The sequence below is a fragment of the Vibrio sp. UCD-FRSSP16_30 genome (assembly GCF_001676025.1).
Classification (GTDB): domain Bacteria; phylum Pseudomonadota; class Gammaproteobacteria; order Enterobacterales; family Vibrionaceae; genus Vibrio.
On the sequence record NZ_LZFW01000084.1, the window covers coordinates 92,074 to 105,339 of the forward strand.

12 protein-coding genes are annotated in these 13,266 nt (G+C 42.2%); 2 read left to right on the top strand and 10 right to left on the bottom strand.

What is annotated here, in order from left to right; all coding sequences use genetic code 11:
• Positions 1 to 150 precede the first annotated feature (150 nt).
• From A9260_RS16240 to ubiT, 8 genes are all read right to left on the bottom strand, one after another.
• Complete coding sequence (locus A9260_RS16240; protein WP_068700858.1) at positions 151 to 933, bottom strand: TatD family hydrolase; 783 nt, start codon at positions 931 to 933, stop codon at positions 151 to 153.
• A gap of 121 nt (positions 934 to 1,054) precedes the next feature.
• Positions 1,055 to 2,644, bottom strand: a complete 1,590-nt coding sequence (prfC, locus tag A9260_RS16245; RefSeq protein WP_068700862.1) for a peptide chain release factor 3 — start codon at positions 2,642 to 2,644, stop codon at positions 1,055 to 1,057.
• A gap of 130 nt (positions 2,645 to 2,774) precedes the next feature.
• Positions 2,775 to 3,758, bottom strand: coding sequence for a hybrid-cluster NAD(P)-dependent oxidoreductase (locus tag A9260_RS16250; RefSeq protein WP_068700864.1), 984 nt, complete (start codon positions 3,756 to 3,758; stop codon positions 2,775 to 2,777).
• A gap of 85 nt (positions 3,759 to 3,843) precedes the next feature.
• Complete coding sequence (gene hcp / locus A9260_RS16255) at positions 3,844 to 5,505, bottom strand: hydroxylamine reductase (RefSeq protein ID WP_068700866.1); 1,662 nt, start codon at positions 5,503 to 5,505, stop codon at positions 3,844 to 3,846.
• Positions 5,506 to 5,738: 233 nt separating this feature from the next.
• Positions 5,739 to 6,182, bottom strand: coding sequence for a ribosomal protein S18-alanine N-acetyltransferase (rimI, locus tag A9260_RS16260; protein WP_068700868.1), 444 nt, complete (start codon positions 6,180 to 6,182; stop codon positions 5,739 to 5,741).
• Entirely contained in the window at positions 6,175 to 6,576 is a 402-nt protein-coding gene (locus tag A9260_RS16265; RefSeq protein ID WP_231892628.1) for a DNA polymerase III subunit psi, read from the bottom strand. The genes rimI and A9260_RS16265 overlap by 8 nt, the downstream gene beginning before the upstream one ends.
• Positions 6,577 to 6,583: 7 nt before the next feature.
• Positions 6,584 to 7,087, bottom strand: a complete 504-nt coding sequence (locus A9260_RS16270; protein ID WP_068700873.1) for a GNAT family N-acetyltransferase — start codon at positions 7,085 to 7,087, stop codon at positions 6,584 to 6,586.
• Entirely contained in the window at positions 7,077 to 7,613 is a 537-nt protein-coding gene (ubiT, locus tag A9260_RS16275; RefSeq protein WP_068700875.1) for a ubiquinone anaerobic biosynthesis accessory factor UbiT, read from the bottom strand. Before ubiT ends, A9260_RS16270 begins: the two co-directional genes overlap by 11 nt.
• A 193-nt stretch (positions 7,614 to 7,806) precedes the next feature.
• Between ubiT and ubiU the strand changes: the two genes are divergently transcribed.
• Entirely contained in the window at positions 7,807 to 8,820 is a 1,014-nt protein-coding gene (gene ubiU / locus A9260_RS16280; RefSeq protein WP_068700877.1) for a ubiquinone anaerobic biosynthesis protein UbiU, read from the top strand.
• 12 nt (positions 8,821 to 8,832) lie between these two features.
• The gene (locus tag A9260_RS16285) at positions 8,833 to 9,705 is read left to right on the top strand and encodes a U32 family peptidase (protein WP_068700879.1); all 873 of its coding nucleotides are present in this window, start codon (positions 8,833 to 8,835) and stop codon (positions 9,703 to 9,705) included.
• 127 nt (positions 9,706 to 9,832) lie between these two features.
• On the opposite strand, the gene nlpI is transcribed toward A9260_RS16285, so the two are convergent.
• A complete protein-coding gene (gene nlpI / locus A9260_RS16290) occupies positions 9,833 to 10,750 on the bottom strand; it encodes a lipoprotein NlpI (protein WP_068700881.1) in 918 nt (305 codons plus the stop codon).
• Positions 10,751 to 10,869: 119 nt separating this feature from the next.
• Entirely contained in the window at positions 10,870 to 12,993 is a 2,124-nt protein-coding gene (gene pnp / locus A9260_RS16295) for a polyribonucleotide nucleotidyltransferase (RefSeq protein WP_068700883.1), read from the bottom strand.
• Between the last annotated feature and the right edge of the window lie 273 nt (positions 12,994 to 13,266).

The following is a 13,266-nucleotide window of genomic DNA, read 5'->3' on the forward strand; positions in this document are numbered from 1 at the left end:
TTTATACAACAGCGATTATACAGCTCGCCATTGAGTAAAACAGGGGGAGAATCACAGTTACATGAATCAACCGACAAAACTGCCGTGTATAATATTGATCCCCGTCACATTTACAAGTCAATATTGCATGTTCCGCACAAATAAATGGAACTAAATACGAAATAAACAAGCACTATTTTCCCATATCTGCTCAGCGAGTATAGAAGCACTTTCTGGGCGAAGTAAAATTAAGTGATTAAATATTAAAGGCAACAGATGAGGCGAGTTTGGTTGATGCTGCAATCCAGCAATTCTCATATCCGGCGCATCCGTTTCTAATACAATACTATCTACTGGTATCTTTGCGATTGCATCGCGTGTTTTTTGTGCAGTCGGCCAAGTAATCACCCCTCCGACTCCAATTTTCAAACCCAAATCGATGAATGCTTTCGCTTGCTGATAATTACCACTAAATGCATGCACAACCCCAAGATTATCCCTAGTTCGATTTTTTAATGAGTCATGAATATGATGATGCTGTTGCACTGAATGAATAACTAAAGGCAGTTGTAATTGCTGGGCTAGTTCAATTTGAAAGTGAAAGACGGATAATTGGCTATTTAAAGGGACATTAATGCGTTTATCTAAACCACACTCACCGATAGCTGAAATAATTTCACGATGCTGAAATGCCAGTGAACTGAGGTTATTTAATTCTAACTCGACAGAATGATTATCAATGAAAGGCTGTAAAAAACAGGGGTGTATTCCAAGGCCTACAGAATGAGAGTGTGAGTTTTCACTAGCCAGTTGTAAAACCGCCTGCCAATTTTGCGGTCCGATACTGGGGATAAAAAATCGGGAAATATCGTATTTGGCAAATAGTTCTCTATTTTTCTGTGTATCCACAGTGAATTCAGGAAAATCTAAATGACAGTGAGTATCAAACCACACACTCGATTCCTTGTCGTAGTTATCTATTTATTCAGATTATAAAACACCTGATTGAGTCTGTTTATTTTCTTGAACACGCAATAGAAAAAAAGCCCGTTGCATGTGCAACGGGCTTTCATTATTAGTGCTCGCGGGTTGCGCGGAACTGGATTTCTGGGAAGCGCTCTTTGGCTAGGTTTAAGTTGACCATGGTTGGGGCAACATAAGAAAGGTTATCGCCACCATCTAAGGCTAGGTTACTTTGGCTCTTACGCTTAAACTCTTCTAGCTTCTTCACATCGTCACATTCAATCCAACGAGCAGTAGCAACGTTTACGCTCTCGTAAATCGCTTCTACGTTGTACTCGGCTTTAAGACGCGCAACAACCACATCAAACTGAAGTACACCGACAGCGCCAACGATAAGATCGTTGTTCTGTAGTGGACGAAATACCTGTACTGCCCCTTCTTCTGAAAGCTGAACAAGGCCTTTCAGCAATTGCTTTTGCTTGAGAGGATCGCGAAGGCGGATACGACGGAATAGCTCTGGCGCAAAGTTAGGGATACCAGCAAACTTGAGTGATTCACCTTGAGTAAAGGTATCACCAATTTGAATCGTGCCGTGGTTGTGCAAGCCAATGATATCACCCGCGTACGCTTTCTCAGCGCGAGTACGATCACCAGCCATAAAGGTAACCGCATCTGAAATACTGACGTTTTTACCTGTACGCACATGGTTCATTTTCATGCCTTGTGAGTAAGTGCCCGATACGATACGCATAAAGGCAATACGGTCACGGTGCTTAGGATCCATATTCGCTTGGATCTTAAATACGAAACCAGAGAATTTCTCTTCTGTTGCAATCACTTTACGTTCATTAGCTTCACGAGTCTGAGGAGCCGGAGCCCATTCAGTCAGACCTTCCAGCATATGATCAACACCAAAGTTACCCAGTGCGGTACCAAAGTATACAGGAGTCAGTTCACCCGCTAAAAATAGCTCTTGATCAAATTCAGGACAAGCGCCGATAACAAGCTCAAGCTCTTCACGTACACTTTCTGCTAGATCTTCACCAACAGCTACATCTAGTTCAGGGTTATCAAGCCCTTTAATAATGCGAACTTCTTGAATTTCATGTCCATGACCAGATTCATATAAAATCGTCTCATCACGGTGAATATGATAAATACCTTTAAACTCTTTACCACAACCGATAGGCCAAGTAATTGGCGCGCATGCCATGCTGAGTTCACTTTCAACTTCATCCAGAACTTCCATCGGATCGCGAACATCACGGTCCAATTTGTTCATGAAGGTAACGATTGGCGTATCACGTAGACGCGTGACTTCCATAAGTTTACGCGTACGATCCTCGACACCTTTCGCCGCATCAATAACCATCAAACATGAATCAACAGCCGTCAGAGTACGGTAAGTATCTTCAGAGAAGTCTTCGTGCCCTGGAGTATCAAGAAGGTTAACTAAGCAACCATTAAATGGAAACTGCATTACAGAGGTGGTTACCGAGATACCACGTTCTTTTTCCATCTCCATCCAATCTGACTTGGCATGTTGATTAGAACCACGACCTTTTACCGTACCCGCTTTTTGGATAGCGTTTCCGAATAATAATACTTTTTCGGTGATGGTCGTCTTACCCGCATCCGGGTGAGAGATAATCGCAAACGTACGGCGTTTGCTCACTTCTTGCTGAAATGGACTATTTGTCATGATCGAATTCTTTTGGTTGGTGCACTGGCGAAAATTGGCGCTATTTTCGCTGATTCTACGCCATTTCACAATCTATCTATACAATAAAGGCCCAACCTTAGGTTGAGCCTCTACAATAAAAGTCTAATTATCAGCCAATTTCAACAAACATGTCGTCTTTTACTTGGCTTGCACAAGCAAGGAAGTAACCTTGCTCTATGTCATCGGCGCTAAGAGGACCAGTGGTTGAGCTCACCAGTTTGTCTTTATCACCCTTACAGCGGCAACTGCCACAAACTCCAGCGCGACAAGCCGCAAAAATTGGCAGACCTTCTTTTTCCAATACTTCCAATACCGTTTCATCTGCGCAGATGCTGACTTCATTGCCATTAACCGTTAAGGTGTGATTTTTATCTCCACTGCCTACAACCGATTTTTCAATGGCAGCATTAAACTGCTCATGAAAAACATGCGCAGGATTAACGCCAAGAGAGTCAAACCAAGTTTTAGCCGACTCCATATAAGCATCAGGACCACACATTAATATGGTTCGTGAAGTAATATCCGTCACCTGTGACTGCAATAACTCTTGGCAAAGACGTGCACTGTATAAGTTCTGATCATCTTCTCGGCTTACCGACCAAATCAATTTTAGATTTGGGTGCTTAGCCGCTAGAGCTTCAAGTTCTGCTACATAAATGCGATCCATAGGCGTACTCGCACTATGAATAAAGACAATATCAGCTAATGCGTCAGAAGCTAAACGAGCAAGTAGCATTGAATATACAGGCGTAATTCCACATCCGGCACTAAGCATCAATAGTGGCTGCTTACTCACGACATTAAAATTAAATTCACCCGCAGCAACGCCACAATGAAGAGAATCTCCAACGGTAAACTGCTCAGCAAGATAGTTAGACACAAGACCACCAGCCACGCATTTAATGGTCAGGCTGCACTGCTTGTCACCGGGTAAAGAGGCCAATGAATAACAGCGTTGATGAGTTTCACCATCAATATCAATTTCTAAAGGTAAAAATTGTCCGGGAATAAAATCAATTTCACTATTAGCTTCAAACCAATAAGTGGTTACATCAGAGGTATCTTTTCGAATATCAGTACAAGTCAGTTGCATCTTTAAAACTCATTATTTGCAGTCAAAGAAGAGGAGCAAAGCTCCTCTTTAGGTGATTCTGGTCAGGGTTAATCTAAATGATTGATTAACCTAAAATATCAGCAAGATCTTGCTCAACCGTAGTGATCAAACGTAAACCCGTTTGCTCGTTTAGGTGTTTTAGCAAGTTGTCTGTCAAAAATGCAGGGGCTGTAGGACCTACACGGATATCTTTAATGCCTAACGCTAATAGCGTAAGCAGTACAGCAATCGCTTTTTGTTCAAACCAAGATAAGATCAATGATAGAGGCAGTTCATTCACGCCACATTCAAAGCTATCAGCTAAAGCAAGAGCCAACTGAATTGCAGAATATGCATCGTTACATTGACCGACATCGAGTAGACGAGGGATGCCATTTACATCACCAAACTCAAGATCATTAAACTTAAATTTACCGCAAGCTAGAGTAAGGATAACCGTATCTTGTGGTGCCGCTTTAGTGAACTCAGTAAAGTAGTTACGTTCTTTTTTGTCACCGTCACAACCACCAACTAAGAAGAAGTGGCGAATGTTGCCTGCTTTTACTTGTTCGATAACAGCAGGAGCGGCTTCCATTAGTGCATTGCGAGCAAAGCCGGTTGTTGTGTAAAGAGGGATCTCATCAAACTTAAAGCCTTCACACTCTAATGCTTTTTCGATTACTGCAGAGAAGTCATGACCAGTATGGTGTACAACACCAGGCCAACCCACGATGTTACGTGTGAACATACGGTCGGCATATGAACCAACTTCTGGATTGATAAGACAGTTAGATGTCATCACAATCGCACCAGGGAAGTTAGCAAACTCTTTTTGCTGGTTTTGCCATGCACTACCGTAGTTACCGACTAGATGAGGGTGTTTACCACCTAGTTCAGGGTAAGCATGTGCTGGAAGCATTTCACCGTGAGTATAAACATTAATGCCTTTACCCGCAGTTTGCTCAAGGATGTATTTAAGATCAATCAGGTCATGGCCTGAAACTAAAATAGCCTTACCTACGATAGGCTTCATGTTTACTTTAGTCGGTACAGGATGACCGAAAGCTTCTGTTTCACCTAAATCTAGCATCTGCATTACTGTGTAGTTTAAGTGACCACACGCCATTGCAAGATCCAGAAGCTCATTCATTTCAGTCGGGTTTTCGCCCAAACGAGCCATAATGCGGTGGAATTCAGCCGATACTTCTTCTTTTTGCTGACCAAGAATGCGGGCATGTTCCATATACGCAGCAACACCTTTTAGACCATAAAGGGCTAATAGACGTAAGCCTAAGATATCTTCGCCAACTTCAGTCACATCATGATTTAAAGCCGCATCTGGCGCTTTGCTCAATAACGTTACTTTTTCTGCTTCAATAGTAAATTGAGCCGCACCTTCTAATGCTTCAGGTTGTACATTTTGTACTAGGCAGGCTGCTTCATACGCCGCTTTTAATTTTGCTTTGTAAGCAAGCGCTTGTTCTGTGTATTCAATTAAACGAGCATCGTCAAAGTTTACATTGGTCAATGTTGCAAAGAATGCTTGAGGTACGTAAGCATCGGCTTCCACATCAACTACACCTAAGCTACGTGCAGCATTTGCGTACGCACTGACACCTTGAAGAATATAAATCAATACGTCTTGCAGATCAGAGATCTCTGATGTTTTACCACACATGCCCATTGCATACTGACAACCATTGGCAACTGGCGTTTGCATTGTTTGCTCGCACTGAATACAGAACATTTAACCTTCCTTAAAGTACTATTTTATATGTATGTTATAGAAGGAAAATGGTAGTCGTTTACCTCACTCAAAAGAAGCATTTAAATTACAACTTAATAGTCAGATGATCTGGATCAAATAAATGTGCGGTTAGATGATAAGTGATTTCATTTAGAGGGGGTAAAGAGACTTAACATGAAGAAAAACAATAAAGTAGCCGCTGAAAAAATCAGCGACTGAATGAGATTAATGACTTATAGACAGAGGTAACTCATAATAATCGCATCTTCGCGACCGGTTGCTGTAGGGTAATAATTAGTCCGTCTATCGACTTCATTAAAGCCAGCGTTAAGATACAGTGCTTGCGCTTTCTGGTTAGAATCACGAACTTCAAGCCAAATACTTTCGATGTTTTTACTCTCACACAAGGTAATAAACTGCTCGATGAGTTTTGTACCTAACCCCTGCCCTTGTAATTCAGGGTTAATTGCAAGATTAAGTAAAGTCACCTCGCCAACAATATTCTGCGCATAGAAATACCCAACTACCTGATCATCTTGCTCAAATGCAAAGTGCATCGCGCCTCGGCTAGAAAGATCGTCAATCATAGAGCGCTTCCATGGATGAGAATGTGCTTGTGATTCAATGTTCCAGACTTTTTCTAGATGGGATGAGGCTAATGGGACAAGATTAAGCATTAGATTGTATTTGATTCCATAATTGGCGACGGTTTTGATTATGACCATCAATTTCAGATAATAACGGAGAGTGGATAACTTTCACATTATCTAGCGATGTCGGTTCACAATCACTAAACCACACCCACTGCAGGTTATGCTCAGTCAATTGCTGTAGCTGATTTGGGTAAAGATGGCGGCAGTCACTCAATTGCAACTTCATCGCTTTCAGTACTTTTTGCAAAAATTCAGCGTCGGTTCCACTAGGAACTTCAGCAGAAACAAACAACAGCTTAATCTCACTATCTAATGAGATATCCGGTTGTTTATACCCTTCTAATCGATTGGGGTGCAGTAATTGCCATTGCTCAATGCCCATTTCAGTAAGCATTGTTGAAGATGTGTTAGCGCTCACTTTTACCTCAGAATTGGTCAAATTCTTCACAATATTCGATTAGTCCGGATAAACCATCTAAGCTTTTACCGGTTAAATCGAGAACTTGAAAAACACCCTCGGGTAAATCCCACTGACAGCGGAAACGATGTTGTCCTGCACAAGAAAAACCAAAACGAGAATAATACTCAGGATCGCCAAGTACCACACAAGCAGAGTAGCCAAATTCTAATAGTGAATTTAACCCCTCTTTAATCATCTGCTCAGCAATGCCTTGATTACGATAGTCTTCATGTACCGCAACAGGTGCAAGCCCCTGCCAACCATAATCACTACCTGATACTGTGACAGGAGAAAACTGAGCGCAGCCAATCACTTTGCCTTCGTCATCACTGGCCACGATACTTAAAGTAATATTGCCATTTTCTCTTAAGTTATTAACCAGTTTGGCTTCAGCATCTGTGGGAAAGGCATGCTCTAAAAGAGCTAAGATCCCAAGGTTATCTGCTGGCGCTTCTGTTCTAATAAGCATTTTCAGTCTCTCTTACCGAAGATGAATATGAGTCTGAAGAGGTTTGAACGCCTTTTGATACAAATGTCGAAAGTTGATCTAAACCCATTTTTACCGTTTTGGGTAACGCATCAAGATCAACGCTATCCATCAGGTTCTTAACTTCTAACCCTAGTTCAGTATCGCCTTCAATGCTTAAGCGGCGCTGAAAAAACAAGGTATCAGGATCTTCTTTTCGTCCGGCAATGAGAACCAGATCATTTAGCGAACCACTAAAGCTAACATGGTGCTCCACTTGCTCTGTGCTCACAAGTAATTTGCCATTGTCACAACTGATAAACCAACTCAAATCCATATCATTAACGGAAACTTTGAGCCACTTGCCTTCTAAAAACTCAAAATCACCATCTTCTAGCGCTTCTTTAAAAACCAACTTTAACCCTTCTAATAAGGTCATATTTTGTATTGCCGTTGGCATTAATTTGACCGGCATACGAAAGATATTCGCAGCATTAGCCACCAGTTTTTGTCTTACTTTCTCAAGCACGTTAATGTCTCTCATCCATATAATGCCGCTCATGATACTGAATAAATGGAATAAATGAACTGAGTTTAGTCAAACTCTGTCATAAGCCGTTCAAAAAACACTCACTTAATCGGCAAAACTGCCCTATATCAATTCTCGATTTTAACAGCACCGCTACACTGCATTACTATTTGCTCAGTTAATTATCAGAATTATGGAACTACTCTGCCCTGCCGGTAACCTACCCGCACTGAAAACTGCTATTGATTGTGGTGCTGATGCGGTTTATATCGGTTTTAAAGACGACACTAATGCTCGTCACTTTGCCGGTTTAAATTTCAACGGGAAAAAATTTGAAAAAGCGGTGCAATATGTGCACAACGCTAACAAAAAAATTCACGTTGCGTTAAATACCTTTGCCCAACCTTCTGGGTTTGAAAGATGGACTAATGCCGTTGATATGGCTGCACAAAATGGCATCGATGCCTTAATTGTGGCGGATATAGCAGTATTGGAATATGCGGCAAAACATTATCCAGAGTTAGAACTGCACCTTTCGGTGCAAGCTTCAGCGACTAACGTTGCGGCTGTGGACTACTACCATAGCAACTTTAATATCAAACGCGTGGTTCTTCCGCGTGTACTCTCGATTCATCAAGTTAAACAACTTTCTCGCAATCTCACCTCTGACGTAGAACTTGAAGTATTCGCTTTTGGTAGCTTGTGTATTATGGCTGAAGGTCGTTGTTACCTTTCTTCATATTTAACGGGAGAATCGCCTAATACCGTTGGTGCTTGTTCACCGGCTAAATACGTTCGCTGGCAAGAAACAGATTCAGGCCTTGAATCACGATTAAATGAAATCTTAATCGATCGTTATGCTGCGGGGGAAAATGCCGGTTATCCAACACTGTGTAAAGGTCGTTTTAACGCCGAAGTCGAGGGGGAAAATAAGCTGTATCATGCTTTAGAAGAACCCACGAGCTTAAACACTTTATCACTGCTGCCCGAGCTGTTTGCCGCTAACGTAGCATCAGTCAAAATTGAAGGTCGTCAACGCAGTCCTGCTTACGTAGAGCAAGTGACACGTACTTGGCGAGCAGCAATTGATGCATACCAAAGCAATCCTGAGAACTATCAAGTTCAACCGCAATGGGATAAGGCGCTAGCAAATGTATCTGAGGGGACTCAAACCACCCTTGGCGCTTATCATCGTAAATGGCAGTAGCAGGAAATTAATATGAAATACTCATTAGGGCCTCTACTTTATTTTTGGCCAAAGCAAGATGTCGAAAGCTTCTATCAACAAGCAAAAGACTCAAGCTCAGACATTATTTACTTAGGTGAATCGGTTTGTTCTAAACGCCGTGAAATGAAACCTCAGCATTGGTTTGACATTGCCAAAGAGCTTACGGCATCCGGCAAACAAGTGGTGTTATCGACTATGGCGCTTTTAGAAGCACCGAGTGAAGTTAACATCATGAAAAAGTACATTGATAATGGCGATTTTGCTATTGAAGCAAACGATGTATCAGGCATTCAACTTGCTCACGAGAAGAAAATCCCGTTTGTGGTAGGCGCAGCGGTAAATACCTATAACGCCCACACTCTCAACTTATTTCTCAAACAAGGGATGATTCGATGGTGTATGCCTGTAGAGCTATCTCGAGATTGGCTAAACAAAACCTTAATTCAATGCGATGAACTAGGGATTCGAAATAAATTCGAAGTTGAAGTATTTAGTCATGGCTACCTGCCTTTAGCCTACTCCGCTCGCTGCTTTACAGCACGCGCTGAAAACAAAGCTAAAGATGACTGCGAGACCTGCTGTATCAAATACCCTACTGGTTTAAAAGTGGATAGCCAAGAAGGCCAAACCGTCTTCAACTTAAACGGTATTCAAACGCAATCAGGCTACTGCTACAACTTAGGTAATGATATTGCATCAATGCAAGGATTGGTCGATGTGGTGCGTTTAAGCCCGCTTGGCATTGATACCTTTGGTCACATGGATGCTTTTAAGGCGAATGAGCAAGGTCAATCTCCGATCATAATTGAAGATCGTCAATGTAATGGCTACTGGCATCAGATTGCTGGGCTAGAATTACGTTAAGGCAGCCTCTACAAACTCCTTCGAAAAGATAGAGATAGAGACAAAAAAACCGCCAGTATTGGCGGTTTTCTGATTTTTAGATATCAACAACTTGTTTCTATTATTGCACAGGCTATTGTAGCATCAGCTATTGTTGCTCAAGCTGTTGTTGTTCAAGCTCTTGCTGCTGTTTTCGCTCTTCTCGTAATTGAGTAAAGATGCGACCGAGCTCTAAGAAAGCATATCGATGCTCAACATAGTCGTACACGTTTAAACTCAATGACAGTTTATACAGGCTGATCGCTTCTGAAAAATTGCCTTGCAGCTGATATCGTTTAGCAAGATAGAAGTACCCTTCTGTTAAACGTTCAGCTAATTCAAGGTTATCTTGCGCACCCGCAGTAATCTGCATAAAGGCTTCATCATTAGATACTTTTTCTAGCATCATAGACACTAAAACCCAGCCCCATTTATCATCTTTATGGGCATAACGCTGTTCTAATTGCGCTTTAGCATTCGCTTTATCGGATTTCATTTCGATGATATACAACCACATGGCACGAAACGGATCACTAGGATCATCGTTGTAATGCTTGATCATTTCATCTAATGCCAGTTCATTTCGATCACCATAATACAAAGCTATGGCTCGATTTCGCTCGGCATATTGATTATTAGGATCTAACTCTAGGGTTGAGTCAAAGGCTTCATAGGCTGCGTCAAATTGTCCAATTTGAGTAAAGTAGACACCAAGCAGGTTAAATACTTCTGGTTGCGCAGGATTGATGGATAAGCTTTGATTAAAGTCGTAACGCGCCAATTCTCGCAGGCCTAAACCATCGTAGAACACGCCACGCTGGAAATGCAGCTCAGCTCTCTCATCATTGCTAATATCGTTACGCAATAGCAACTGAGTGGCTCGGGCGATTTGCACTTCTTGTTGAATAGAGGGTTGCAAAGGAACGGCCATTGGTGGCGGTGCCCATTGCTCATTTTTACCACCGATGCTTGAACAGCCTGACATTGTCAGTACTAGTCCGGCTATTAGCACACTAAACCATTTCACGTAATACTACCTCCATGTGACACATCGAAATCAAACTAGATTCCTTTAGCATAGAAAAAGAGGAGCTAAAAAGCTCCTCTTTATTTACACATACATCAATTTTTTCTTAAAAATCAATATTATTCAGCTGCTGGCGCTGCGTCATCTGCTGCAGGAGCTTCTACCGCTTCCTTCATGCTTAGACGTACACGGCCTTGGCGGTCGATTTCTAGAACTTTAACTTTAACTTCTTGGCCTTCAGTTAGGTAGTCAGATACTTTCTCAACACGCTTGTCAGCGATTTGAGAGATGTGTACTAGACCATCTTTACCAGGAAGAATCGTTACGAAAGCACCGAAGTCAGCTAGACGAGCAACTTTACCCATGTAGATAGTACCTACTTCAACTTCAGCAGTTAGCGCTTTGATGCGGTCGATAGCGTCTTGAGCTTGCTCACCAGAAGTTGCAGCGATCTTCACTGTACCGTCATCTTCGATTTCGATAGTTGTACCAGTCTCTTCACATAGAGAACGGATTACAGCACCACCTTTACCGATAACGTCACGGATTTTGTCTGTGTTGATCTTCATTTGGTGAATACGTGGAGCGAATTGAGAAATATCGTCACGAGCACCAGAGATAGCGTCATCCATTACAGAAAGGATGTGCTTACGTGCACCTTGCGCTTGGTTAAGAGCAATTTGCATGATCTCTTTAGTGATACCTTCGATCTTGATATCCATCTGTAGTGCTGTGATACCTTCAGAAGTACCCGCTACTTTAAAGTCCATGTCACCAAGATGATCTTCATCACCTAGGATGTCAGAAAGAACAACAAAGTCGTCGCCTTCTTTAACTAGACCCATTGCGATACCCGCAACAGACGCTTTGATTGGTACACCTGCATCCATAAGAGCAAGAGAAGTACCACATACAGAAGCCATTGAAGAAGAACCGTTAGATTCAGTGATTTCAGATACAACACGAACTGTGTATGGGAAATCTTCAACAGAAGGCATTACTGCTGCAATACCACGTTTAGCTAGTTTACCGTGGCCGATTTCACGACGCTTAGGAGAACCAACAAAACCAGTTTCACCTACACAGTATGGAGGGAAGTTGTAGTGCAGTAGGAAGTTATCTTTACGCTCGCCTGTTAGCTCATCGATGATTTGAGCATCACGTTGAGTACCAAGAGTTGCAGTTACGATAGCCTGAGTTTCGCCACGAGTGAATAGCGCAGAACCGTGAGTACGTGGAAGAACGCCAGTACGCACATCTAGTGCACGAACCATGTCTTTTTCACGACCATCGATACGAGGGTTACCCGCGATGATGCCGCGACGTACTACTGTTTTCTCTAGATCGTGGAAAATAGTGTGAATTTCTTTCGGGTTAAGCTCAGCGTTTTCTGCAAGTAGAGTTGCTTTAACTTCATCGCCAATCTGATGGATACGGTCATAACGCGCCATCTTTTCAGTGATTTGGTAAGCTTCAACAACTTGGCTTTCAGCTAGTTCAGCAATTTTTGCTTTTAGCTCAGTGTTTTCAGCTGGCGCTTCCCAGTTCCAAGATGGAGTTGCTACTTCTGCAGCAAACTCTTTGATTGCTTGGATAGCAACTTGTTGTTGGTCGTGACCATAAACAACAGCAGCTAGCATTTCTTCTTCAGTTAGAGTCTCAGCTTGAGATTCAACCATAAGAACAGCGCCTTCAGTACCAGATACAACAAGATCCAGTTTAGAAGTAGCAAGTTCAGTCATTGATGGGTTAAGTACTAGCTCACCGTCAATATGACCAACACGTGCCGCACCGATAGGACCGTTAAATGGTACACCAGCGATAGACAATGCAGCAGAAGTTGCCAGCATAGTCACCATGTCTGGTTGTACGTCAGGGTTTACTGACATTACTGTCGCAATAACCTGAACTTCGTTTTTGAAACCTTCTGGGAATAGAGGGCGAATTGGACGGTCAATTAGACGAGCCGTTAGTGTTTCGCCTTCTGAAGGACGACCTTCACGCTTGAAGAAACCACCAGGGATTTTACCTGCAGCGTAAGTACGCTCTTGGTAGTTAACTGTAAGAGGGAAGAAATCTTGACCTTCTACCGCTTCTTTTTTAGCAACAACTGATACAAATACAGAAGTATCGTTCATTGTTGCCATTACAGCAGCAGTAGCTTGACGTGCAATTACGCCAGTTTCTAGAGTAACGGTGTGGTTACCGTATTGAAAAGTCTTAACAACTGGTTTTTCGAACATTCTTATTTCCTTGTTCTATAGCCTTCAGGTCATAGAAAAATTTAGTGAGAACCCAACACATTACCAATCGCGACTAGTACAAATAGACTGGGGCTGTCTAAGTCTATTTGTAATAGTCGCGACCTAGTGGCCGACATCTGTGACTGTAATGTTATTGAGTCGATAGTCATCTGCAAAAAATACAAATAACGAGGCGTAGTATAAACTACTTAGATTCGATTTTGTAATCTAGTGAGAAAAAAGCCGAGCAATGCGCTAAAACTCTTGAATTCG